Annotated in this window: 18 protein-coding genes; 15 read left to right on the top strand and 3 right to left on the bottom strand. The window is 51.6% G+C overall.

Going from position 1 to position 25744, the window contains the following annotated elements; all coding sequences use genetic code 11:
- Nucleotides 1–181: 181 nt before the first annotated feature.
- Complete coding sequence (gene gltA, locus Q4551_RS14205) at nucleotides 182–1459, bottom strand: citrate synthase (protein WP_303434530.1); 1278 nt, start codon at nucleotides 1457–1459, stop codon at nucleotides 182–184.
- A gap of 358 nt (nucleotides 1460–1817) precedes the next feature.
- On the opposite strand from gltA, the gene sdhC reads away from it, so the two are divergent.
- From sdhC to Q4551_RS14255, 10 genes are all read left to right on the top strand, one after another.
- Nucleotides 1818–2192, top strand: a complete 375-nt coding sequence (gene sdhC / locus Q4551_RS14210) for a succinate dehydrogenase, cytochrome b556 subunit (protein WP_303434531.1) — start codon at nucleotides 1818–1820, stop codon at nucleotides 2190–2192.
- Nucleotides 2186–2533: a succinate dehydrogenase, hydrophobic membrane anchor protein gene (gene sdhD, locus Q4551_RS14215; RefSeq protein WP_303434532.1), complete on the top strand. Its 348-nt coding sequence runs from the start codon at nucleotides 2186–2188 to the stop codon at nucleotides 2531–2533. The genes sdhC and sdhD overlap by 7 nt, the downstream gene beginning before the upstream one ends.
- A 3-nt stretch (nucleotides 2534–2536) precedes the next feature.
- Nucleotides 2537–4309 carry a succinate dehydrogenase flavoprotein subunit gene (gene sdhA, locus Q4551_RS14220; protein ID WP_303434533.1) on the top strand — a complete coding sequence of 591 codons (1773 nt, stop codon included), beginning with the start codon at nucleotides 2537–2539 and terminating at the stop codon, nucleotides 4307–4309.
- Nucleotides 4310–4322: 13 nt separating this feature from the next.
- Nucleotides 4323–5033 carry a succinate dehydrogenase iron-sulfur subunit gene (locus tag Q4551_RS14225; protein ID WP_303434534.1) on the top strand — a complete coding sequence of 237 codons (711 nt, stop codon included), beginning with the start codon at nucleotides 4323–4325 and terminating at the stop codon, nucleotides 5031–5033.
- Between the two features lie 279 nt (nucleotides 5034–5312).
- Entirely contained in the window at nucleotides 5313–8150 is a 2838-nt protein-coding gene (locus Q4551_RS14230; protein WP_303434535.1) for a 2-oxoglutarate dehydrogenase E1 component, read from the top strand.
- A 26-nt stretch (nucleotides 8151–8176) separates the two neighbouring features.
- A complete protein-coding gene (gene odhB / locus Q4551_RS14235) occupies nucleotides 8177–9382 on the top strand; it encodes a 2-oxoglutarate dehydrogenase complex dihydrolipoyllysine-residue succinyltransferase (RefSeq protein WP_303434536.1) in 1206 nt (401 codons plus the stop codon).
- Between the two features lie 24 nt (nucleotides 9383–9406).
- Entirely contained in the window at nucleotides 9407–10849 is a 1443-nt protein-coding gene (gene lpdA / locus Q4551_RS14240) for a dihydrolipoyl dehydrogenase (protein WP_303434537.1), read from the top strand.
- 126 nt (nucleotides 10850–10975) lie between these two features.
- Nucleotides 10976–12142, top strand: coding sequence for an ADP-forming succinate--CoA ligase subunit beta (sucC, locus tag Q4551_RS14245; protein WP_303434538.1), 1167 nt, complete (start codon nucleotides 10976–10978; stop codon nucleotides 12140–12142).
- Nucleotides 12143–12151: 9 nt separating this feature from the next.
- The gene (gene sucD, locus Q4551_RS14250) at nucleotides 12152–13024 is read left to right on the top strand and encodes a succinate--CoA ligase subunit alpha (protein WP_303434539.1); all 873 of its coding nucleotides are present in this window, start codon (nucleotides 12152–12154) and stop codon (nucleotides 13022–13024) included.
- 247 nt (nucleotides 13025–13271) lie between these two features.
- Complete coding sequence (locus Q4551_RS14255) at nucleotides 13272–15161, top strand: propionyl-CoA synthetase (protein WP_303434540.1); 1890 nt, start codon at nucleotides 13272–13274, stop codon at nucleotides 15159–15161.
- 150 nt (nucleotides 15162–15311) lie between these two features.
- Here the strand turns inward: Q4551_RS14255 and uspE are convergent, their stop codons facing one another.
- Both uspE and Q4551_RS14265 read right to left on the bottom strand, forming a co-directional pair.
- Nucleotides 15312–16238: a universal stress protein UspE gene (gene uspE, locus Q4551_RS14260; protein ID WP_303434541.1), complete on the bottom strand. Its 927-nt coding sequence runs from the start codon at nucleotides 16236–16238 to the stop codon at nucleotides 15312–15314.
- A 134-nt stretch (nucleotides 16239–16372) separates the two neighbouring features.
- Nucleotides 16373–17248 (bottom strand): LysR family transcriptional regulator, encoded by an 876-nt coding sequence (locus tag Q4551_RS14265; RefSeq protein WP_303434542.1) that lies wholly within the window; start codon nucleotides 17246–17248, stop codon nucleotides 16373–16375.
- Nucleotides 17249–17431: 183 nt separating this feature from the next.
- Between Q4551_RS14265 and leuC the strand changes: the two genes are divergently transcribed.
- From leuC to Q4551_RS14290, 5 genes are all read left to right on the top strand, one after another.
- A complete protein-coding gene (gene leuC, locus Q4551_RS14270) occupies nucleotides 17432–18850 on the top strand; it encodes a 3-isopropylmalate dehydratase large subunit (RefSeq protein ID WP_303434543.1) in 1419 nt (472 codons plus the stop codon).
- 14 nt (nucleotides 18851–18864) lie between these two features.
- Nucleotides 18865–19509 carry a 3-isopropylmalate dehydratase small subunit gene (gene leuD / locus Q4551_RS14275; protein WP_303434544.1) on the top strand — a complete coding sequence of 215 codons (645 nt, stop codon included), beginning with the start codon at nucleotides 18865–18867 and terminating at the stop codon, nucleotides 19507–19509.
- 99 nt (nucleotides 19510–19608) lie between these two features.
- Nucleotides 19609–20685, top strand: a complete 1077-nt coding sequence (leuB, locus tag Q4551_RS14280) for a 3-isopropylmalate dehydrogenase (RefSeq protein WP_303434545.1) — start codon at nucleotides 19609–19611, stop codon at nucleotides 20683–20685.
- Nucleotides 20686–20810: 125 nt separating this feature from the next.
- Nucleotides 20811–21929, top strand: coding sequence for an aspartate-semialdehyde dehydrogenase (gene asd / locus Q4551_RS14285; protein ID WP_303434546.1), 1119 nt, complete (start codon nucleotides 20811–20813; stop codon nucleotides 21927–21929).
- 251 nt (nucleotides 21930–22180) lie between these two features.
- Nucleotides 22181–25741, top strand: coding sequence for a FimV/HubP family polar landmark protein (locus Q4551_RS14290; protein WP_303434547.1), 3561 nt, complete (start codon nucleotides 22181–22183; stop codon nucleotides 25739–25741).
- Nucleotides 25742–25744 lie beyond the last annotated feature (3 nt).

Here is a 25744-nt window from a genome sequence, read left to right on the forward strand (position 1 = left end):
GTGGCGTTCATATACGACCAAGATCTATAAAGAAAATATCAATTATTGAAAATTCTTATTGAATCAATAGGTGTTTTTATTAATGAGAGTGCTGATTCTGGTGTAGGGAAAACGATTATATGAGAAGTTTGTTTGCATAAAAAAAGCCGCTATTAAGCGGCTTTTTTTATTGCTATGAAAATCAGGCTGGGTAATCCCGACGCTGATGTCCAGTGTATAGCTGACGCGGACGACCAATACGGTAGTCGCTGCTGATCATTTCATTCCAGTGGGCAATCCAGCCTGGCGTACGGCCAGTGGCAAAGATAACCGTGAACAGTTCGGTTGGAATGCCGATTGCCTTGAGGATGATGCCAGAGTAGAAATCGACGTTTGGATACAGGCCACGTTTGATGAAGTATTCATCTTCGGTAGCGATTTTTTCCAGTTTCATGGCGATTTTCAGCATTGGATCATCTTCCATGCCGAGTTCTGCCAATACTTCGTCGCAGGTTTGTTTCATCACCTTGGCGCGAGGATCGAAGTTTTTGTATACGCGGTGACCAAAGCCCATCAGGCGGAAAGGATCTTCCTTGTCTTTGGCACGTGCAATAAACTTGTCGATGTTGGATTCATCACCAATCTCGGCCAGCATGTGCAGTACTGCTTCGTTGGCGCCGCCGTGTGCCGGGCCCCAAAGTGCCGCAATACCGGCAGCAATACAGGCAAACGGGTTGGCACCGGTAGAGCCGGCCAGGCGTACAGTCGAAGTGGAAGCGTTTTGTTCATGATCGGCATGGAGCAGGAAGATGCGGTCCATGGCCTTGGCCAGGATTGGGCTGATTTCCCGATCTTCGCATGGTGTATTGAACATCATGTGAAGGAAGTTTTCGGAATAGCTCAGATCATTGCGCGGATACATGAATGGCTGGCCGATGGAATATTTGTAAACCATAGCTGCCAAAGTTGGCATTTTCGCAATCAGGCGATGCGCGGAAATGACGCGGTGCTTGTCATCATGAATATCAAGTGAGTCGTGATAGAACGCAGACAGGGCGCTCACTACGCCACACATGATGGCCATGGGGTGGGCATCGCGGCGAAAACCGTTAAAGAAATGGCTCAGCTGCTCATGAACCATGGTGTGGTTCTTGATTGTGCTGACGAAGGTTTCTTTTTCGGCTGGTGATGGCAGTTCGCCGTGCAGCAACAGGTAGCAGGTTTCCAGGTAATCGGATTTCTCTGCCAGTTGCTCAATAGGGTAGCCGCGGTGCAGTAAAACACCGGCATCACCATCAATATAGGTAATCTTGGATTCTGTGGCTGCTGTGGATACGAAACCAGGGTCGTAAGTAAACAGGCCTTTGCCAGTCAGGCTACGAACGTCAACAACATCCGGCCCCAAGGTTCCTTCATATACAGGTAATTCCAGGGATTCTTTAATGCCATCGACCGTTAGTATTGCTTTTTTGTCAGCCATGGATAGGCCTCCTGCTGTTCAAATTAAGCCCAGTAATTAAGGCGTTACCTCTAATTAAGGGGGTTCACTATAGGTTGTGAACTCATTTTGTCAATTACCATGGGGTCGAGCATATTTTTCTGTTTCGACAGGGTATATTCCCCGATTCAGACACGCTGAGTCTGGGCATCGTGTAAACACTACATACCATAGTAGTAAACTCAAGGTGCTAAGTGTTTGTAAAAGAGAAGGTGCATGACTATAATTTGTCGCGGTCTTAAAACTTGTGCAAGAGTTGTACAGGTTGGGACCGTCTTCTTGAGCCCGCGCTCGCTCCCCGTTTTGCGGGTAGTGAGCCCATAAGAGAGTGTAAAGAGCCGTGAATAGCAATAGACCTACAAACTTGGATATTACTACTATTGAGCTCCCTCTTCCCGCCAAAGCATCCATTATCCATCGTATCTCCGGTCTCATCCTGTTCTTCGCTGTCGCATTTATGCTGGCTGCGTTGGCAGAGTCACTGGAGTCTGCGGAAGGCTTCGCCAATTTGACGAGCGCATTTGATAACGGAATAGTCAAGTTCATCGCCTGGGGCATTTTGTCTGCGTTGGGTTACCACTTTGTGGCAGGTATCAAACACCTGTTGATGGACATGGGAATTGGTGAAAGCAAAGAAGGTGGACGTACTGCTGCCATTATTACTCTGGTACTTGGTGCGATCGTGATTCTTCTGGCAGGAGTTTGGGTATGGTAGCAAGTGTTACAAATCTTGGCCGTAGTGGCCTTTATGACTGGGTAGTACAGCGAACTAGTGCTGTTGTGCTGGCCCTCTATACACTGTTTCTTGTGGGCTTTCTGGTGGCTTCACCAGATTTGCAGTTCGCTCAGTGGCAGGGATTGTTTGCTCAGACCTGGATGAAAGTATTCAGTATGGCCGCCCTGATATCTATTTGTGCACATGCCTGGGTTGGTATGTGGACCATTTCAACCGACTACCTTAAAAATACTGGTGTACGTTTCTTGTTCCAGCTGGTGTGTGTCGGCTTTTTGTTTGTTTACCTCGTTTGGGGTATCGATATCCTCTGGAGCGTGTGAGTTATGTCATCAATCAGAACCATTTCGTTTGATGCCATCGTGATCGGTGGTGGTGGTGCTGGCATGCGTGCCGCTCTGCAGCTGACCGAAGCGGGTATCAAAACCGCGTGTGTGACCAAGGTTTTTCCAACCCGTTCCCACACTGTGTCAGCACAGGGTGGTATTACTTGTGCCATTGCTTCCGATGATCCCAATGATGACTGGCGCTGGCATATGTACGATACCGTCAAGGGCTCCGATTATATCGGTGACCAGGATGCTATCGAGTACATGTGTTCAGTCGGTCCTCAGGCTGTGTTCGAACTGGAGCACATGGGTTTGCCTTTCTCTCGTACATCAGAAGGTCGAATCTATCAGCGTCCATTTGGTGGACAGTCCAAGGACTTTGGTAAGGGTGGTCAGGCTGCTCGTACCTGTGCTGCGGCAGACCGTACCGGTCATGCCCTGTTGCATGCCTTGTATCAAGGCAACCTGAAAGGCGGCACTACCTTCCTGAATGAATGGTATGCCGTTGATCTGGTGAAAAATTCCAAGGGTCAGGTCGCTGGTGTGATCGCCATTGAAATTGAAACGGGTGAAACGCTCTATATCAAAGCCAAGGCGACAGTGCTGGCAACCGGTGGTGCAGGACGTATCTATCAGTCCACAACCAATGCCCTGATCAATACCGGTGACGGTGTTGGTATGGCGATCCGTGCTGGTGTGCCAATGCAGGATATGGAAATGTGGCAGTTCCACCCAACCGGTATTGCCGGAGCGGGTGTACTGGTTACTGAAGGCTGTCGTGGTGAAGGTGGTTACCTGATCAACAAGGACGGTGAACGTTTCATGGAGCGTTATGCTCCAAACGCCAAGGACCTTGCTGGTCGTGACGTTGTTGCCCGTTCCATGGTACTGGAAATCCTGGGTGGCCGTGGCTGTGGTGAAGATGGCGATCACGTATTCCTGAAGCTGGATCATCTGGGTGAAGAAACCCTGAATGCCAAGCTGCCAGGGATTCTGGAACTGTCTCGCACCTTCGCCCACGCTGACCCTGTGAAAGAGCCAATCCCGGTGGTTCCAACCTGTCACTATATGATGGGTGGTGTACCGACCAATATTGGTGGCCAGGCCTTGACCGTTGACGAAAACGGCAATGACGTTGTTATTGAAGGTCTGTATGCCGCGGGTGAAATCGCCTGTGTTTCGGTTCACGGTGCCAACCGTCTGGGTGGTAACTCACTGCTGGATCTGGTGGTGTTTGGCCGTGCTGTTGGTTTGCAGGTTGAACAAAGCTTCCGCGATGGATTTGAATCAGTTGATGCATCGGAAGCCGATGTTGAAGCGGCAATGGCGCGTTTGAATCGTCTGAACAACTCCACCAAAGGTGAGAGTGTGGCTGACGTGCGCGCAGACCTGCAAAAAACCATGCAATTGTACTTCGGTGTATTCCGCGAAGGCCCAAGCATGGAGAAAGGTCTGGCAATGTTGGATGAGCTGGGTGTTCGCGTCAAGAACACTGTGCTGGCCGACAAGAGTGGTGCTTTCAATACGGCACGTATTGAAGCCCTGGAGCTGGATAACCTGTTCGAAACAGCCTATGCAACTGCGGTTGCGGCTATTGAGCGTAAGGAATCCCGCGGTGCACACGCCCGTAACGACTTCACTGAACGTGATGACGAAAACTGGTTGTGCCACTCCTTGTACTTCCCGCAAACCAAGACGATTGGCAAGCGCGCAGTGAACTTCGCTCCCAAGACCATGGAAGCGTTCCCACCGAAAATCCGTACCTATTAATGGGAGGTATGCAATGCTGGTAAGTATATATCGCTACAACCCAGAAAAGGATTCTGCGCCTTACATGCAGGATTACGATATCACCGTTCCTGGCGGCAAAGATGTCATGGTTCTGGATGTCTTGGCTCTGGTGAAAGAACAGGATTCAAGCCTGGCTTATCGCCGCTCTTGTCGTGAAGGTGTCTGTGGCTCTGACGGCATGAACATTAACGGCAAGAACGCGTTGGCCTGTATCACTCCGCTTTCCGAAGCGACCAACGGCAAGATGGACAAGCTGGTATTGCGCCCGCTGCCCGGTATGCCGGTCATTCGTGACCTGGTGATTGATATGGCCATGTTCTACACCCAGTATGAGCGCATCAAGCCGTTCTTGCTGAATAATCGACCTGCGCCTGCGATCGAACGTTTGCAGACGCCGGAAGAGCGCGAGAAGCTGGATGGTCTGTACGAATGTATTCTGTGTGCCTGCTGCTCAACGGCTTGTCCGTCGTTCTGGTGGAATCCGGATAAATTTGTTGGCCCGTCCGGTCTGTTGCAGGCATACCGCTTCTTGGCGGATAGCCGTGATACCGCAACAGCAGAGCGTCTGAGTGATCTGTCTGATCCATTCAGTGTGTTCCGTTGTCGGGGTATTATGAATTGTGTCAATGTATGTCCAAAAGGTCTTAACCCGACCCGCGCAATTGGTCATATCCGCAACATGCTGTTGAACCAACAGGTTTAATCGGCAACTGGCCTGCATCCCGTATGATACGGGGTGCTGGTTAGACGTAAGTGGGCTGGACACACAGTCTGTTTTCGTGAAAAATTTTTTAAAATCACGCCCACAAAGCGTGATTTTACGAATTTAATAATGCAATTGAGGGATCAGGGTATTCCTGATTCACCTCAGAGGCCTTGCGACCTATCAGTCGGCCCTCTAACTCGTCTGGCAGTGCTAGAGTCGGTGCAAAATACTCTGTGGGTGATCTCCTCAATGTTTACAGGAACAGGGTGATCGTACATGCACGAGCAAACAATGGAGCAGCTATGGAGCACCTCCCAGTTAGCGGGTGGTAACGTTGCTTACATAGAAGAGCTCTATGAAGCCTATCTTAAGGATCCTGGTGAGGTACCTGAAGAGTGGCGTAATTATTTTGATCAACTTCCAAGGGCCGACGAAAGCGTTACCGTCGACACTCCCCACAAAGCGATCCGTGAACAGTTTCTGCTCATTTCAAAAAATCAGCATCGTAACCGTCCGGTTTCCCAAGGCAGTGTCAGTACTGAATATGAGCGTAAACAGGTTCAGGTACTGCAACTGATCAATGCCTATCGTGGCCGTGGTCACCAGCATGCCTCTCTGGATCCACTGGGTTTGATGGAACGACAAAATGTTCCCGACCTGGATCTGCATTTCCATGGCTTGTCGAAAGCGGATCTGGATACCAAATTCCAGACTGGTACCCTGTTTATGGGCCAGGAAGAAGCAACGCTGAAAGAAATTATCGATGTGCTCGAAGCAACCTACTGCGGTACCGTAGGCTCCGAGTTCATGCACATTGTTAACACCGCAGAGCAACGCTGGTTCCAGCAACGACTGGAAAGTGCACGTGCCCACCCCAAATACAGTGATGAAGTCAAACTGCATTTGCTGGAGCGTCTGGTTGCAGCTGAAGGCCTGGAAAAATACCTGGGTTCCCGTTACCCGGGCGTCAAGCGTTTTGGTCTTGAAGGTGGTGAGTCACTGATTCCTCTGATGGATGAACTGATTCAGCGTTTCGGCTCATACGGTGCCAAAGAAATTGTTATTGGTATGGCGCACCGTGGTCGTCTGAATACCCTGATCAACACCTTGGGTAAAAAAGCGTCCGATCTGTTTGATGAGTTCGAAGGCAAGTCTGAATACCAGTCACATGGTGACGTAAAATACCACCAGGGCTTCTCATCCAATGTGATGACCTCTGGCGGTGAAGTACACCTGGCGCTGGCGTTTAACCCGTCTCACCTGGAAATCGTATCGCCGGTTGTTGAGGGTTCTGTTCGTGCCCGTCAGGATCGTCGTGGTGATAAAGCCGGTGAACTGGTGGTTCCTATTTCCATGCATGGTGATGCTGCATTTGCAGGTCAGGGTGTGGTGATGGAAACCTTCCAGCTGTCCCAGACCCGGGCTTACAAAACCGGTGGTACGATTCATATCGTAATCAATAACCAGGTAGGCTTTACTACTTCCAAACGTGAAGATGTTCGTTCTACTGAATATTGTACCGACGTTGCCAAGGTTATCGAAGCACCGATTCTGCACGTGAATGGTGATGATCCGGAAGCTGTACTGTTTGCTGCACAGCTGGCCGCTGATTACCGTCGTGAATTCAAGAAAGACGTTGTGATTGATATGGTTTGTTATCGCCGTCGTGGCCATAACGAAGCGGATGAGCCATCCGGTACCCAGCCAATCATGTACGCACAAATCAAGAAGCAGAAAACAACCCGCGAATTGTATGCGGCGAAGTTGATTGCTGATGGCGTTATTACTACTGAAGACGCAAAAGAGCTGGAAGAAGAATATCGCCGTGCTCTGGATGAAGGCCGCCACGTGGTAAAAAGCCTGGTCAAAGAGCCTAACAAGGAATTGTTCGTCGACTGGACACCGTATCTGGGTCATGAGTGGACAGCCACTGCTGATACCTCCTTTGATCTGGCAGCCCTGCAAGAGCTGTCCGCCAAGTTGCTGGAAATACCGGAAGGTTTTGCCGTTCAGCGTCAGGTTGGCAAGATTCTGGAAGACCGTGGCCGCATGGGAGTTGGTGCATCGCCGATCAACTGGGGCTACGCTGAAACCATGGCGTACGCAACCTTGCTGAAAGAAGGTTATCCAGTACGGATTACCGGGCAGGACGTTGGCCGGGGAACTTTCTCACACCGTCACGCCGTTCTGCACAATCAGAAAGACGCCAGTCGTTATATCCCTTTATGTCATGTCAGTGACGATCAACCATCCTTTGATCTGTACGACTCCTTGCTGTCTGAAGAAGCCGTATTGGCCTTTGAATATGGTTATTCCACGACAACACCGGGTGGACTGGTGGTCTGGGAAGCCCAGTTTGGTGATTTTGCCAATGGTGCCCAGGTAGTCTTTGACCAGTTTATTTCCAGTGGTGAGCATAAATGGGGCCGTTTGTGCGGCTTGACCATGCTGCTGCCACATGGCTATGAAGGTCAGGGACCTGAACACTCATCTGCGCGCCTGGAACGTTATTTGCAATTGTGCGCAGAGCATAACGTCCAGATTTGTATTCCTTCTACGCCAGCACAGGTTTATCACATGCTGCGTCGTCAGGTGATTCGTCCGGTGCGTAAACCTCTGGTGGTTATGTCTCCGAAAAGCCTGCTGCGCCACAAACTGGCAACCAGCACGCTGGAAGAGCTGGCCGATGGTCACTTCCAGACGGTTATCGATGAGATTGATGAGCTGGATCCGCAGTCAGTACGCCGTGTGTTGTTGTGTTCAGGCAAGGTGTATTACGACCTGCTGGAACGTCGTCGCGCGGAAGAGATCAAGGATATTGCCATTGTTCGTATCGAGCAGCTGTATCCGTTCCCACATGACGATCTGAAGGCCATTCTGTCTTTGTATCCGAATATGGAAGAAATCTTCTGGGTACAAGAAGAACCTAAAAACATGGGTGCCTGGTACAACAGCCAGCATTACATGCTACGTGCCATTAACAGCCTTAAGCCGGGAATGACACTGAACTACGCCGGACGTGCTGCTTCTGCTTCACCAGCTGCTGGCTATATGGCGCTGCACCTTGCGCAGCTTGAACAATACATTAGTGAAGCTCTGGATCTGCAGGGCTAACCGACGGAATTCTTAAGGAAACAATAATGAGCATCGAAATCAAGGCCCCGACTTTTCCGGAATCAGTTGCTGATGGCACGGTAGCAACCTGGCACAAACAGCCTGGTGAACCAGTTGAGCGTGATGAATTGCTGGTTGATATCGAAACCGACAAAGTCGTTCTGGAAGTAGTCGCTCCTGCGAACGGTACATTGAAAGAAGTCTTCAAAAACGAAGATGATGTTGTACTGAGTGATGAAGTGCTGGCTATTTTTGTTGCTGGCGACGTTGCAGCTCCGGCACCTGCCGCAGAAGCCGCACCTGCTGAGGCTGCCCCTGCAGTAGCAGACGCCGGTGATCTGATCATGAGCCCGGCCGCCCGCAAGATTGCAGAAGAAAACGGTGTTGCAGGCGCAGACATCAAGGCTACCGGCAAAGACGGTCGTATTACCAAGGAAGATGTTGTTAATCACCTGAAATCGGCACCAGCCAAACCGGCTGCTCCAGCGCCAGCTCCGGCTGCTGCTCCAGTGGCTGCCCCGATTGCTGGTGAGCGTATCGAAAAACGCGTTCCAATGACCCGTCTGCGTGCCACTATCGCCAAGCGTCTGGTTGAAGCACAACAAAGCGCTGCGATGCTGACTACGTACAACGAAGTCAACATGAAGCCAGTGATGGAACTGCGCAAGATGTACAAAGACCAGTTCGAGAAAGTACATGGCCAAAAACTGGGCTTTATGTCTTTCTTCGTCAAGGCGGCAACTGAAGCTTTGAAACGCTTCCCTGCGGTTAACGCATCGCTTGACGGCAATGACATGGTTTACCATGGCTATCAGGATATCGGTGTTGCCGTATCCACAGAGCGCGGTCTGGTTGTTCCTGTGTTGCGCGATACAGACAGCATGGGCCTGGCAGAAATCGAAGGTACCATCGGTGACTTCGCCAAGCGTGGCCGTGACGGCAAACTGGGTATCGAAGACATGCAGGGTGGTACGTTCACCATCACCAACGGTGGTGTATTCGGTTCCCTGATGTCTACGCCAATTCTGAACCCACCGCAAACCGCTATTATGGGTATGCACAAGATTCAGGATCGTCCGATGGCTGTTAATGGCCAGGTTGAAATCCTGCCAATGATGTATCTGGCGCTGTCTTATGACCACCGCATGATTGATGGCAAGGAAGCAGTTCAGTTCCTGGTGACCATCAAGAACTTGCTGGAAGATCCTGCACGTATGTTGCTGGACGTATAATCGACAATTTAAGGATTATTGGTAATGAGCAAAAAATTTGATGTAGTCGTAGTAGGTGGTGGTCCTGGTGGATACGTTGCTGCTATCCGTTGTGCCCAGCTGGGTCTGAAAACCGCTTGTATCGACAAGTGGCTGAGCAAGGAAGGCAAAGGCGTCTTTGGTGGTACCTGTCTGAACGTGGGTTGTATCCCGTCCAAGGCACTGCTGGACACTTCGCACAAGTATGAAGAAGCCAAGCACGATTTTGACCTGCACGGTATCAGCACCGGTGAAGTGTCTGTTGACATTGCGACCATGTTGGCACGCAAGGACAAGATTGTTAAAAACCTGACCATGGGTGTTGCTGCCCTGTTCAAGGCCAATGGTGTGACTGGTCTGGAAGGTGTAGGTAAAGTACTGGCTGGCAAAAAAGTGGAATTCACCCCTCATGGTGGTGACGCTGAACTGCTTGAAGCGGAACATATCATCATCGCGACCGGTTCTGTTCCTGTGAACATTCCGCCAACGCCTCTGACTGAAGACATCATTGTTGATTCAACCGGTGCGCTGGAATTCAAAGACGTTCCTGCTCGTCTGGGCGTGATTGGTGCTGGTGTTATCGGTTTGGAACTGGGCTCTGTCTGGGGCCGTCTGGGCGCCAAGGTGACCGTTCTGGAAGCCCAGGACAAGTTCCTGCACGTGGCTGATCAGGCTGTTGCGAAAGAAGCTCAGAAACTGTTCACAAAACAGGGTATGGACATTCGTCTAGGTGCCCGTGTGACCGGTTCTGAGGTAAAAGATGGTGCTGTTGCTGTCACTTTCCAGGAAGGTGGCGAAGAGAAGACCGAAACGTTCGACAAATTGATCGTTGCGGTTGGTCGCAAGCCATACACTGATGATCTGTTGGCTGGCGACTGTGGCGTCAATATGGATGAGCGTGGCTTTATTCATGTCGACGAAGCGTGCAAAACCGACGCGCCTGGAATCTGGGCGATTGGTGACGTGGTTCGTGGCCCTATGCTGGCGCACAAGGCATCTGAAGAGGGTGTTATGGTTGCCGAGCGTATCCACGGTCACAAAGCACAGGTTAACTATGACGTGATTCCTTCGGTCATTTATACCAACCCTGAAATTGCCTGGGTTGGTAAAACCGAGGAAGAAGTCAAGGCTGATGGTGAAGCGTACAATGTAGGTACTTTCCCATTCGCCGCCAATGGCCGTGCGATGGCTGGTAACCAGACTGATGGTTTTGTCAAGGTGATTGCCAGTGCCGAGACAGATCGTATTCTGGGAGCCAGTGTGATTGGACCAAGTGCTGGTGATATCTGTCAGCAAGTGGTTGTAGCGATGGAATTCGGTTCCAGTGCAGAAGATGTCGGTATGATGGTTTTTGCCCATCCGACAGTATCTGAAGCGCTTCATGAAGCCGCATTGTCTGTCAACAATGCAGCAATTCATAAAGCGAATCGTCGCCCGAAGAAAAAGTAAGACCGAGGTAAGGCCCAGGCCCGGTTAGTCCGGGCCTTTGTTTATCTAGCTGAACACTTCGCACTCTGTGCTTTGCACACAAGTTGTTCGGCATCCGACAAATTAAAAATAAATAGGACAAAAGCGATGAACCTTCACGAATATCAGGGTAAACAGCTTTTTGCTCAGTACGGTTTGCCAGTCTCAAAAGGTGTGGCAGCCAAAACAGCAGCAGAAGCAGCAGCAGCAGCTGATGAAATCGGCGGTGACCGTTGGGTTGTCAAAGCCCAGGTACATGCAGGTGGGCGCGGTAAAGCCGGCGGTGTCAAGCTGGTGACCTCCAAGGATGAAATTACTGCCTTTGCCGATCAATGGCTGGGCAAGAATCTGGTAACTTACCAAACGGATGAAAATGGCCAACCCGTCAGTTGTATTCTGGTTGAGACCTGTACTGACATAGCACAAGAGCTGTATTTAGGAGCGGTTGTTGACCGTTCAACCCGACGTATTGTTTTCATGGCATCGACCGAAGGTGGTGTGGAAATCGAGAAGGTTGCAGAAGAAACTCCAGAAAAAATCCTCAAGGCAACGATTGATCCACTGGTTGGCGCACAGCCTTACCAGGGTCGCGAGCTGGCATTCAAGCTGGGCCTGAAAGGCGATCAGATCAAACAGTTCACCAAAATCTTTATTGGTCTGGCCAAATTGTTTGCTGACAAGGATCTGGCATTGCTGGAAGTGAACCCGCTGGTTATCACTACTGATGGCGATTTGCACTGTCTGGATGCGAAACTGAACATCGATAGTAACGCGGTATATCGTCATAAGGATCTGCAAGAAATGCATGATCCTTCCCAGGAAGATGAGCGCGAAGCACATGCTGCCAAATGGGAGCTGAACTATGTTGCTCTGGATGGTGATATCGGTTGTATGGTGAATGGTGCAGGTCTGGCCATGGGCACCATGGATATCGTCAAGTTGCATGGCGGCAACCCTGCCAACTTCCTGGACGTAGGTGGCGGTGCTACCAAAGAACGCGTTGTTGAAGCGTTCAAGATCATCCTCTCTGATGATTCTGTCAAAGCAGTATTCATCAACATCTTCGGCGGTATTGTCCGTTGCGACATGATTGCAGAAGGCGTTATCGGTGCGGTCAAGGAAGTTGGCGTCAAGGTACCTGTTGTTGTTCGCCTGCAAGGCAACAATGCAGCACAAGGCACCAAGGTTCTGTCTGAAAGTGGCCTGAACATCATAGCTGACACCGATCTGACTGGCGCAGCACAGAAAGTTGTTGCCGCAGCAGCTGGCAAATAAGGGGTAATCATGAGCGTTTTAATCAATAAAGATACAAAAGTTATTTGTCAGGGTTTTACTGGTGCCCAAGGTACCTTCCACTCTGAACAGGCGATTGAATACGGCACCCAAATGGTCGGTGGTGTAACCCCGGGCAAGGGTGGCCAGACTCATCTTGGCCTGCCAGTGTTTAACACTGTGGCTGAAGCCGTTGAATCTACTGGTGCAGAAGCGTCTGTTATCTACGTACCAGCACCTTTCTGTAAAGATTCAATCCTGGAAGCCGCTAACGCTGGTATCAAACTGATCGTTTGTATCACGGAAGGCATCCCGACGCTGGATATGCTGGATGCCAAGGTTAAATGTGACGAGCTGGGTGTACGCCTGATCGGACCTAACTGCCCTGGGGTTATCACTCCAGGAGAGTGCAAAATTGGTATTATGCCAGGTCATATCCACTTGCCAGGCAAAGTCGGTATTGTTTCCCGTTCCGGTACCCTGACATACGAAGCGGTCAAGCAAACAACCGATTATGGTTTTGGTCAGTCTACCTGTGTTGGTATTGGTGGAGATCCGATTCCGGGTACCAACTTCATCGACGTACTGGAATTGTTCCAGAACGATCCGCAGACTGAAGCCATCGTAATGATTGGTGAGATCGGTGGTACTGCTGAAGAAGAAGCGGCTGCCTACATCAAGGCCAATGTTACCAAGCCAGTGGTTTCCTATATCGCCGGTGTGACGGCACCTGCAGGCAAGCGTATGGGTCATGCTGGTGCCATTATCTCTGGTGGCAAGGGTACCGCAGATGAAAAATTTGCCGCACTGCAAGACGCTGGTGTGACTACCGTACGCAGCCTGGCTGACATCGGTATGGCTCTGAAAGAAAAAACCGGCTGGTAAACAAGCATAAGCCTGTTGTTTGAGCAGCCATAAAAGAACCCGCTTCGGCGGGTTTTTTTATGGCTGTTTCATACTCAAATGATGCCAGATCATCTTGATGGAAAGCCGTTTTATAAAAGAAATCGACATGGCATACACCAATCTGACAACAGTTGGTTATAGACCAAGGTGTGATCCCCCTTGGTCGAATAGCTGCAAGAATGAGCCATCGCTTATGCTATCCCCCGACAGTCAAGGGGGAAGACTAATGACATATCAACAACAATATACACAGTCCATCAATGATCCCGAAGGTTTCTGGGCAGAACAAGCCGGTAAAATACAATGGTTCAAAGCACCGGATGTTATTTTAAGCAAGGATGAGAATGGCATAGACCGCTGGTTTGCCGATGGTGAACTGAATACCGCGTATCTGGCTCTTGATTATCATGTTTTGAAAGGGCGCGGCGATCAGTTAGCCCTGATTTATGATTCTCCCGTTACGAACACCAAACGTTCTTATACCTATAAAGAGCTCACATCGGCAGTGGCCCGCTTTGCTGGCTTGCTGAAAGCTCAAGGCGTTGAAAAAGGCGACCGGGTTGTTATTTATATGCCGATGGTGCCAGAAGCCGCCATTGCCATGTTGGCCTGTGCGCGTCTGGGTGCTATTCACTCTGTCGTATTTGGTGGCTTTGCCGCCAATGAGCTGGCTGTACGGATTGACGATGCCGCACCGAAGGTCGTTGTGTCGGCCTCATGTGGTATTGAAGTAAGTAAAATCATTGAATACAAACCGATTCTTGATGCAGCCATCGATATTGCTGAACACAAGCCATCGTGCTGCATTATCCTGCAACGGGATTTATGCCGTTGTGAACTGAATGATCAATACGATATTGACTGGGAAGTCGGTGTCGCTGCGGCAGAGCCTGCTGACTGCACCCCGGTATTGGCGACGGATCCTTTGTACGTACTCTATACCTCGGGTACTACAGGTAAGCCGAAAGGTGTGGTTCGGGATAATGGTGGCCACGCGGTTGCCATGAAATACAGTATGGAAGTCGTTTACGACATGCAGATTGGTGATGTCTTCTGGGCAGCATCGGATGTTGGTTGGGTCGTGGGTCATTCCTATATGGTTTATGCCCCGTTGCTGGCTGGTTGTACGACCGTGTTTTATGAAGGCAAACCCGTACGGACACCGGATGCCGGCGCGTTCTGGCGGGTATGTGAAGAATATGGTGTCAAAGGGCTGTTTGCAGCACCAACCGCGTTCCGTGCCATCCGCAAGGAAGACCCGGATTGTCTGCTGGCACAGCAATACGACCTCAGCAAGTTGCAAACCGTGTTTATGGCCGGTGAGCGGCTGGACCCACCGACGTATGACTGGGTGATGGAACATATCAAGCGGCCGATTGTGGATCACTGGTGGCAGACCGAGACAGCCTGGGCTATCGCTGGTAATCATATGGGGCTTGAGCCTGCTGAGGTAAAAGCAGGTTCTGTGACCCGTCCATCACCGGGATTCAATGTGCAGATTCTGGACTCACGGGGCAATCCGGTTGCTGGTAACGAGCAGGGCAGCATTGCGCTTAAACTGCCATTGCCGCCGGGATGTTTGCCAACCATCTGGGGTAATCATGACCGCTTTGTTGCTGGATACCTGCGTACCTTTGAAGGCTATTACGTGACCGGTGACGGTGGTTATCTGGATGAAGATAACTACCTGTTTGTACTCGGCCGTACTGACGACATCATTAACGTTGCCGGACACCGTTTGTCGACAGGTGAAATGGAAGAGGTCGTGGCTGGGCACTCAGCAGTGGCGGAGTGTGCTGTTATTGGCCAAACCAGTGACTTGAAAGGTGAAGAGCCGCTGGGCCTGATCCTGCTTAAAGATGGTATCGACGTTGACGAAGGTGAGTTGCAGCGTGAGCTGGTGAAACGTGTTCGTGACCAGATTGGTGCGGTCGCCAGTTTCAAACATGCGGTTGTTGTACAGCGTTTGCCAAAAACCCGTTCCGGCAAAATCTTGCGTAAGATTTTGCGGAATATTGCCAACAATGAAGATTACACCGCGCCATCGACAATCGATGATCCGGCATGCCTGGCCGAAATCGAAACCACCCTGAAAGAAAAAGGCGTCAGGAAATAAAAGCAGGAACTTAATCTGATTAGTGAGTCATATCATTGTGACCCGGGCTGTTCTGCAGCCCGAATATCACGCTCTCTCACTCTCTGATCTTGAATTTTACCGGGCCCTGAGGCCCGGTTTTTTTATGCCCGCAATTCCCGGCTCGCCAGGTTATTCAGCGTCCGGCAGTACGCCATCTTGTGGCTTGATGATAAGAACATCACAGGCAATCTTGTCGACCAGCTGCTCAGCCGTGTTACCAATAAATACACCAGAAATACCACTGCGTCCGATGGACCCGACGACCAATACATCCGCGGCGATGGTTGCTGCGGTCTCGGCAACAACGATGTCGGTTTCTCCTTCCACAATATGCACATGATCGGTGTTGATATTGTATTTTTTCGCCAACTGTTCGCAGGCATCTTTGTGCTGCTCGGTGATATAGGCCTGAATATCATCCGGGGCAGTGACTTCGGGCACCATGGCGAAGGCAAGATCCACTTGAGGGAAAGCGTTGACCATATGCAGGTCGGTTTCAAAATGGTCGGCCAGATGTTCTGCATAGGCGAGGATATTGTCGTTGATGCGCTGATGGCCTTCATCCGTTGAGGTCGCATCAATCGCTGCCAGAATGCGGTTTTGTTTCCATGATGCCGGGGACTTGACCAGTAAGACCGGCGCCGGACAATGGCGCATCAGATTCCAGTCGGTATTGGTAAACAAACGGTCGATCAGATTATGGGGCTGGGTTCCCTTGATAACCAGGTCGTAGTCGGTTGTACGGACAGATTCGATGACGGCTTCGTGCAGATGCTTGTTCCAATGTACTTCCGTACGAACCTTGAGACCACGTTCTTCCACTTCTGGTACAAAACTTTCAATCCAGCGGTTGGTCGCTTCTATGCGTGCCCGCCGGATCTGTTGTTTGGTTTCTTCTTCCAGATAAGGACTTTCACCGCAATAAGGTTCGTAGACAGAGGCCAGTAAACACACATCAGCCTTCAGTACTTCGGCTAACCAGAGTGCCTTGTTCAGTGCCGTTTGTTCTGGGTGGTCAGAGTCCAGTACGACCAGCAAATGATTGATGTTCAGCATAACGGCGTCTCCCGTGTGATTGATGTGCAAGCAGCGATCATACCGTGACAGACCGCCAGGGCAGAAGCCAAGCTTCTTGTTGGTATTGATCGTTTATGTTTTCAGCTTACGCCCTGGTGCCTTGTGTCATGATGTCATGCGTCAGGATTGTTGTTACTGAGCAGGCTAATCAGGGCGCTGGCGGCATTCGACAGAGTACGATTGGTCAGGTGGATCACGCCGAGAGAGCGGGTCATCGGTACACCGGGCCAGGGCAGAACCGACAGTTGTTCGTCGACCATGCTGGACGGAAGCACTGACCAGCCAAGCCCAACGCCCACCATCATTTTGATGGTTTCCAGGTAATTGGTCGGCATCCGGGTTTCCAGAGTCAGCCCCGCTTCCCGGAAGGCTGCGTCTACCACCCGGTAGGTAATGGTATCTGGCTCTGGCAAAATAACGGCATTCTCCGCCAGGCTGGCCAGAGTGACCTGTTGCTGTGCGAGCGGGTGGCCGGGGGCACAGACGCAGACCATATCATCCTGCCACAGCGGGATGGCGGTTATTTTATCCGGCTGACGTTTATCCAATGTTGTCAGAGCCAATTCTACCTGACGTTGCTCTACCGCCTGATAGGCATCTTCTGAACCGAGAAAGCGGATATCCAGCTGGGCCGCTGGATATTGTCGTACAAAGGATTTCAAAAAAGGCGGGATTCTGTGCAGGCCAATATGGTGACTGGTGGCCATGCTTAATGTGCCTTCAACCGAATGGGTCAGGTTGCTGATCTGTACCTGGGTATCATTCATTAATTCGAGAATATCTCGGGCTTTTGGCAATAGCCGCTGACCGGACTCCGTCAGACTGATAGAACGGTTATGACGATCAAACAGTGGGCTGTTCAGCTGCTGTTCAAGTTGATGGATACGTTTGGAGACTGCGGGCTGTGTCAGGAACAACTGTTCCGCGGCCAGTGAAAAGGACCGGTGATGGGCAACGGCCAAAAAAGCTTTCAGTTGTTGGCTGTCCATAATGCCTCCGATGGTGCCTCCGGCTTGATGGCTGGCAAAGTATTCCTGTTAGGAATTCAATATAGAAAAAGAATGAATTTGTGTTGTTTATCAGAGTGAGTACCATAACGCAATCGTCCGCATACAAAGGGCGGGGACCGTGAAAGCACACCAGTCGACAGAGAATTCCAATAAGGAGCCACCATGGCCGGTAAAACATTGTATGACAAACTCTGGCAGCAGCATGTCGTCAAAGAGCGTGACGATGGCACCGCTCTGATCTATATCGATCGTCAGTTATTACACGAAGTAACCTCACCCCAAGCGTTTGAAGGCCTGCGTATTGCCGGGCGTAAACCATGGCGGCTGGATGCCAACCTGGCGACACCGGATCACAATGTACCCACCACCGCCGTCGAGCGTGAATCCGGAGTGGACGGTATTGTTGATCCTGTTTCCAAGATCCAGGTCGTCACACTGGACAGCAACTGTGATGAATTCGGAATTACCGAATTCAAGATGAAAGACCAGCGTCAGGGCATCGTGCACGTTGTGGGGCCGGAGCAGGGAGCTACCTTGCCGGGCATGACCGTTGTATGTGGTGACTCACATACTGCGACCCACGGCGCTTTTGCGGCTTTGGCACATGGTATTGGCACCTCGGAAGTTGAGCACGTACTGGCGACCCAGTGCCTGATCCAGCGCAAGATGAAAAATCTGCTGATCAAGGTAGACGGCGAGTTAGGCAAAGGCATTACGGGTAAAGACGTGGTATTGCACGTCATCGGTATTATCGGTACGGCTGGCGGTAATGGCTGTGCGATGGAATTTGGTGGCTCTGCCATTCGCTCAATGAGCATGGAAGGCCGCATGACCATGTGCAACATGGCCATTGAGGCAGGTGCCCGTGTGGGCATGGTGGCCTTTGATGAAATTACGGCGGAGTACGTCAAGGGTCGCCCTTACGCGCCGACAGCCGCGCAATGGGATATGGCCATGGCGGCCTGGAAAGACCTGGTGTCTGACGACGATGCCGTGTTTGACAAGGTCGTTGAGATTCGTGCGGAAGACATCAAACCACAAGTGACCTGGGGAACCTCGCCAGAAATGGTCACCACCATTGATGCAACCGTCCCGACTCTGGACGACGCGCGCGACAGTGCTCAACGTGCCGGTTTTGAACGGGCTTATGCCTATATGGGGCTGGAAGCTGGTCAGAAAATTACCGACATCAAGTTGGATCGGGTCTTTATTGGTTCTTGTACCAATAGCCGTATTGAAGATCTGCGTCAGGCCGCTGACATTGCCAAAGGCCGCCAGGTAGCCAGCAGCGTGATGCAAGCGCTGGTCGTTCCGGGTTCTGGTCTGGTGAAAGCCCAGGCTGAGCAGGAAGGGCTCGACAAGATTTTTATCGAGGCCGGTTTTGAATGGCGTGAGCCAGGGTGTTCCATGTGTCTGGCAATGAACGCTGACAAGCTCGGTAACGGTGAGCATTGTGCTTCCACCTCTAACCGCAACTTTGAAGGTCGTCAGGGGTATGGCGGCCGGACGCATCTGGTCAGCCCGGCAATGGCCGCTGCCGCTGCTGTTGCAGGCCATTTTGTTGACGTTCGCGAATTCTGATCCGGAGAAATAGCATGAAAGCATTTACTGTACACACCGGCATCGTAGCGCCAATGGACCGGGCCAATGTCGATACCGACATGATCATACCGAAGCAGTTTCTGAAATCGATCAAACGCAGTGGCTTTGGCCCTAACCTGTTTGACGAATTGCGTTACCTGGACGAAGGCCAGCCGGATGCAGATAACAGCGGTCGGCCATTAAACCCCGATTTTGTTTTGAACCAGCCGCGTTACGCGGGGGCTTCCGTGTTGATTGCACGGGAAAACTTCGGTTGTGGCTCCAGTCGTGAGCATGCGCCCTGGGCACTGGAAGATTTTGGTTTCCGTGTGGTGATTGCCCCTAGTTACGCTGATATCTTTTACAACAATTGTTTTAAAAATGGTTTGCTGCCGATTGTATTATCAGAAGCGGTTGTGGATGGCCTGTTCAAGGCGGTATCCGGCAGCGAAGGCTATGCGCTGACCATCGATCTGGAAAAACAGTTGATTCTGACTCCTGATGACCAGGATATTCCATTTGAGGTGGATGCTTTCCGTAAATACTGCTTGCTGAATGGTTTTGATGATATCGGGCTGACCTTGCAGGATGCGGACGATATTCGCCAGTACGAAGCGGCTCGCCGTGAATCATCCCCCTGGTTATTTAACGCGGGTTAATACAGGTCAAGGGTCCGGATCGATCGTCGAACTGGGCTGGTTGTGAATTTTACGGTGGCGGCGGGTAGCCGGTGCCACCGTCAGTAACAGGACATAATAATGAGCAAGAAAATTCTGGTGTTGCCAGGTGATGGTATTGGCCCTGAAATTGTCGCGGAAGCCGTCAAGGTGCTGGAAGCCGTCGATCGTCGTTTTAACATGGGGCTGGTGATTGATCATGGTCTCGTTGGTGGTTCGGCATACGACGCTACCGGTTTCCCGCTGCCTGAAGACAGCCTGAACAAGGCGCTGGCCGCAGATGCCATCCTGCTGGGGGCTGTGGGTGGCCCCAAATGGGACAAGCTGGAAGACCGCTCCAAGCGCCCGGAGCAAGGGCTGCTGGATATCCGCAAAAATCTCGGCCTGTTTGGCAACCTGCGTCCGGCCATCCTGTACCCGCAGCTGGCGGATGCTTCAACCCTGAAACCGGAAGTGGTCTCCGGGCTGGATATCCTGATTGTACGTGAACTGACAGGCGGCATTTATTTTGGTCAGCCACGGGGTGTACGGACACTGGAAAATGGCGAGCGTGAAGGCTACAACACCTACGTCTATAACGAATCCGAGATCCGTCGTATCGGTCGAGTGGCGTTTGAATCAGCCATGAAGCGCAACAAAAAGCTCTGCTCGGTTGACAAGGCCAACGTACTGGAAGTGACCGTGCTGTGGCGCGAAATCATGGAAGAAATGTCAAAAAACTATCCGGAAGTCGAGCTGTCGCATATGTATGTCGACAATGCCGCCATGCAGCTGGTACGTGCTCCAAAACAGTTCGATGTACTGGTTACCGGCAATATGTTTGGCGATATCCTGTCCGATGCCGCCGCCATGTTGACCGGCTCTATCGGCATGCTGCCTTCTGCCTCGCTGGATAAAAACAACAAGGGTATGTACGAGCCGTGTCATGGTTCCGCGCCGGACATTGCCGGTCAGGGCCTTGCTAACCCGTTGGCAACTATCCTCTCGGTGGCCATGATGCTACGGTATAGCCTCGATCAAGGTGTCGCTGCAGATGCGATTGAAGCGGCTGTCAGCAAGGTGCTGGATCAGGGACTGCGTACCGGGGATATCTTCTCGGAAGGCATGACCCGTGTCAGCACCAGTGAAATGGGTGAAGCCGTATTGGCAGCCCTGTAATCTGGCGGCATACCCGGGGGGTAATGTCCGGGTATACTGTGACTGGTCAGATAACCCGGATACCCGTTTGGAATGCAAACCGCGCCTGTCGCGGTTTTGCTGTATCAAGAACAAGGTAAAAACACATGTTAAAAACAGGATTGGTTGGTTGGCGCGGTATGGTGGGATCCGTACTGATGCAGCGGATGGAAGAAGAGGGTGATTTCGCCCTGATTACCCCGCAATTTTTTACCACCTCCCAGGCAGGCAAAACAGCACCGACTCTGGGTGGCAAGGATAACGGCGTACTGGCAGATGCCTACGACCTCTCCGCCTTGGCAGCGCAGGATGTCATTATCAGCTGTCAGGGGGGGGATTACACCTCCAAAGTGTATGCCGCTTTGCGTGAGACCGGCTGGCAAGGCTACTGGATCGATGCCGCCTCCTCTTTGCGTATGGCAGACGACGCCATTATTGTACTCGACCCGGTCAATGCCAGTGTGATTGACCAGGGCCTCGAAGACGGCATCAAAACCTATGTCGGCGGCAACTGTACCGTCAGTCTGATGTTATTGGCACTGGGTGGTCTGTTTGAGCAAGGGCTGGTGGAGTGGGTTGCCCCCATGACCTACCAGGCAGCTTCCGGTTCCGGTGCCCAGCATATGCGCGAATTAATTGCGCAAATGGGCGCCATTCATTCCAATGTCAGCGATAAACTCGACAATCCCGCTACTGCTATTCTGGATATCGATCGTCAGGTATCCGAATTTATCAATAGTGATGAATATCCCAAAAATCATTTTGGTGTACCGCTGGCTGGTAGTTTGATTCCTTATATCGATTCACAACTGGATTCCGGTCAGAGTCGTGAAGAATGGAAAGCCCAGGTAGAAGCCAACAAGATTATGGGGAGTGGGCATAATCCAGTGCCTATTGATGGCCTTTGTGTACGTGTTGGTGCCATGCGCTGCCACAGTCAGGCAATGACCATGAAGCTGACCCGTGATATTCCTGTGGCCGAAATTGAAGCCATTCTGGCGTCTCATAATGAGTGGGTGAGTGTCATTGCCAATGACCGTGATGTCAGTATGACGGCATTAACTCCGGCAGCTGTTACCGGCACGCTGAATATACCGGTAGGCCGCATTCGCAAGTTGAATATGGGGCCAGAATATATTTCTGCGTTTACCGTTGGTGATCAATTACTCTGGGGGGCGGCAGAACCTTTACGCAGAATGTTGCGGATTTTGTTAAACCGTTCATAGAAATTGATAAATAAAAGCGGACGAGTGTCCGCTTTTTCATACGCAACATCTCGAGTACGTCATAAACCTTTCATACATATCAGTTTTGTTGACGCATATCGGCCGCAACGATTGCGCCAGAACCGGTTATCCTTGATACTTGGATTTGATTATCCTCCGCCAGTATTAGTGCTTGCTGACGGATTTGATATCCGTAAATTTTTGATTAATCAGGGCTATAAAGCCGTAAAGTGACAACCAAGGATGCATCAATGAAGCGCCTATTTGCGAATGCCTTGCTGCTGGTCGGAAGCTTGACCGTGTCAACTCAGTTACTGGCCTTGGGACTGGGAGAGTTGACGCTCAAGTCGGCGCTGAATCAGCCTCTGGCTGCCGAAATAGTTCTGGTCGATTCAGAAGGTCTCTCTGAATGGGAAATCAAACCGGTACTTGCCAGTGCCGAAGCCTTTGAACGCTCCAACGTCGAACGTTCCTATTTTCTTACCAAAATAAAATTTCAGGTAGTGGGCGACAAGGTTGTCCTGACGACCCGGGATTCGGTTACCGAGCCTTTTCTGAATTTTCTGGTTGAGTTGAACTGGCCATCCGGCCGTGTCGTACGAGAGTTTACCGTATTGCTCGACCCGCCTACTTTTGCGGAAGAAAGTTATCAACCGCTGGTATCCACACCAACCAGTACGGCTACCGCTACTGGCGGTGCAGCCAGCGCGCCAGCGGCCGCCAGCCGTCCAGCGGCCCCAACCAATCGACCTGCGCCGTCAAATCATAATAATGCGGAACAATGGCAAAGTGACTCTGGCGCACCGGGTACTTACCGGGTACAGCCGAATGACACCCTGTGGGCCATTGCTCTGGCTACCCGGCCCGATCCCCGCATTACACCGCAACAAATGATGGTTGCCATCCAGCAGCAGAATCCGGATGCCTTTATCGGTGGCAACATCAACCGCCTGAAAACCCACCAGGTACTGCGTATTCCAGACTCTGAGCAAATTCGTACCATCAGTTTTGATGATGCCGTTTCCGAAGTGGCACGTCAGAATCAGGAAATTGCCGGTGCCGCGCAACTGGATGCAACCGGGCGAGCAGCAACCACGCCATCTGCCCGTGCAACATCAACCGGTGGTGAAGTACGCCTGGTATCAGACCGCGGAGAACAATCCGGTTCTGCCGGTGCCAGTGGTGAGATTGTCGGTCGTGGTGATGGCCGCCGCGAAGCACTGGAAAATGATCTGGCAATCGCACTGGAAACCCTGGATAAAAGCCGTCGTGAAAACAACGAACTGGTAGACCGGCTTGCCTCTCTGGAAGAACAGATCGCAGCTCTGCAACGTCTGGTCAGCCTGAAAGACGACCAGCTGGCCAACCTGCAAGTAAACGCCGGCCAGGACAATGAAACCAGTGCCCTGGCAACACCGGCCAGCGAAGCAGGCACCACTCCGGCTGCTGGCGCGATTGAGCGCAGTGAGAGCGTCGCCGATAGTGCTGAAGGTGCTGATACAGAGCCCAAGCCGGACACTGCCGCTGCCGCCGTTGAACCCAAACAACCCAAGCCGGAAATGGCAGAGCAGCGCCCTAAACCTCGGGTGATTCCGCCACCGCCAGCGCCAAGCATGATCGATCGCATTCTGCAGGATCCGATCATGTTGGGTGGCGTATTGGCCGTTCTGTTGTTGCTGATCGCTCTGATTTATTCGCTGATGAAAAAACTCCTGGCAGGCAAGGCTGCTAAAAAAGCAGCCGATGACGATGCGGAAGCCGCATTGTTACAGGAAGCCAGTGAGGAAGTGGCCGCCGCCGCTTCACCAAGCGAGGATTTTGACCACTTCAACTTCGATCAGGGCAGCAGCAGTGGTGACAGCGACAGCGGTGTGCAATTGGGTGACCACCTGTTTGATGATGATGCGCTGGATATTTCAACCGACAGCCTGGATGCGCCGGATGAATTACTGACCGCTGTGGATGCCGATATTGCCTATGGCCGTTTTGATGAAGCACGGAGCAAACTGACTCCAGCCGTAGAATCCCAACCCGGGCGCACGGATCTCAGCCTTAAACTGCTGGAAGTGTTGGCTGAACTCAACGATGACAGCGCCTTTGCCGATGAAGAAGCACGTTTGTTGGGCTTCGGCTCAGATGACGATATTACGCTTGCAGAGCAGTTCCGCTCCCGCCTGAGTAATCCGATTGCACCGTCTACCCATGCTCTGTCTGGTATATCGCTTGATGATCTGGACATGGAATTTCAAAGTGAACTGGACAACACTGCGACGACAGCAGAGGCAGAGACTCCCGTCACGGATATGGAAGAAAGCATCGATATCATGCCTGTGCTGGGTGACGATGCGATGGATTTCGAAACCGCGCTGGATCAGGGCGACGATATCGAAGCCGACCTTCCGGCCGCAGATGACAACGGCATGGACTTTTCACTGGATAGCCTGGCGGATAGCGACGAGCACCATACCGACGAGATCACGATTTCTGCCGACGACCAGGGTGTGGAATTTGATCTCTCTGCCTTTGAAGACAGTAGTGAAGAACTGGCCGCCGAGCCGGAAACAGAAGTCAGTGAGCCAGAACACGACAATCTGATGGATTTTGATGTGTCAGACGACCTGCTGGCCGAGCTGTCAGAAGAGCCTCTGGAAAGCGACGCATCTGCCGGGCTGTCGGATGATAACGTGATGGAATTTGATCTGGATGGCTTGGATGTTCCAGAACTGGGCGAGGTTGAAGAAGAAAGCCTGGCGGATACTGATCACGGCAGCGATGACAACGTACTGGAGTTCGACGTTCCTGAGCTGGATATCCCAGAGCTGGAAGTAGAGGAAGATAACAGCTCAACGGCTGACGATGAAGAAAGCAGCGGTTTTGACCTGCCAGTTGTGGAAGCCGACGACGACGCGGTTGCTGATGATGAACTGGATGGCACTGAATTCGATCTGGAAGGTCTGGATAATGACCTGGAAATGCTGGCATCGGCGACAGAAGCCACCAGTGCCAGCGATAGTGCTGAAGAGTTGACAGACGATAACCTGATGGAATTTGACCTCGACAGCCTGGAAGCGGAACTGGATTCGCTGGATGCGATGACAGACCTGCCCAAGTTGAGCGAAGAAGACCTGTCTGGTGCCAGAATGCTGGTCAACAGCGACGACAGTGATGATGAACTGGCGTTGCCGGAACTGGACGAGCTGGAAGAATTCGCAGAGGCTGAAGCCGCTGGGTCTGACGATGCGGCAGAAGAAGCCGTGGATGAGTTGTCTGAGCTGGATATGGAGCTCGATGATTTTGACCTGGCCGAGCTGGAAGACGAGGCCAGCGCTGACAGTGCTCCAGAAACACTGGAAGACTTGCCAGAGTTGGGCGACCTTGACGATATACCGGAACTGGAAGCCGTTACGGAAACAGAACTGCCAGTAGCCGCCGTGGAAGAGGACGCCGCAGAGGATGAATTGCCACCTCTGGATGATCTCGAAGAATTAACGTTTGATCTGGAACCTGAAGCGCTGCCGGAACTGGCCGACCTGGAAGAAGCACCAGAAGAGCCAGCCGGTGAAAGTCTTGACGAGATGGATATTCCATCATTCACCGCAGACTCGATCAACCTGGATGAACTGGCAGAAACAGAAGATGAATTTGCCTACTTGTCCGGTACTGATGCCAACGACACCAAGCTGGATTTGGCACGAGCCTACGTTGATATGGGTGAGTCCGACAGTGCCAAGGAACTGCTGGGCGAAATTGTTCAGGAAGGTAGCGACCATCAGAAGCAGGAAGCCCAGAACTTGCTGGATTCGCTGACCTGATCC

This window comes from Oceanobacter sp. 5_MG-2023, from assembly GCF_030548165.1.
In the GTDB taxonomy this organism is placed as follows: domain Bacteria; phylum Pseudomonadota; class Gammaproteobacteria; order Pseudomonadales; family Oceanobacteraceae; genus Oceanobacter.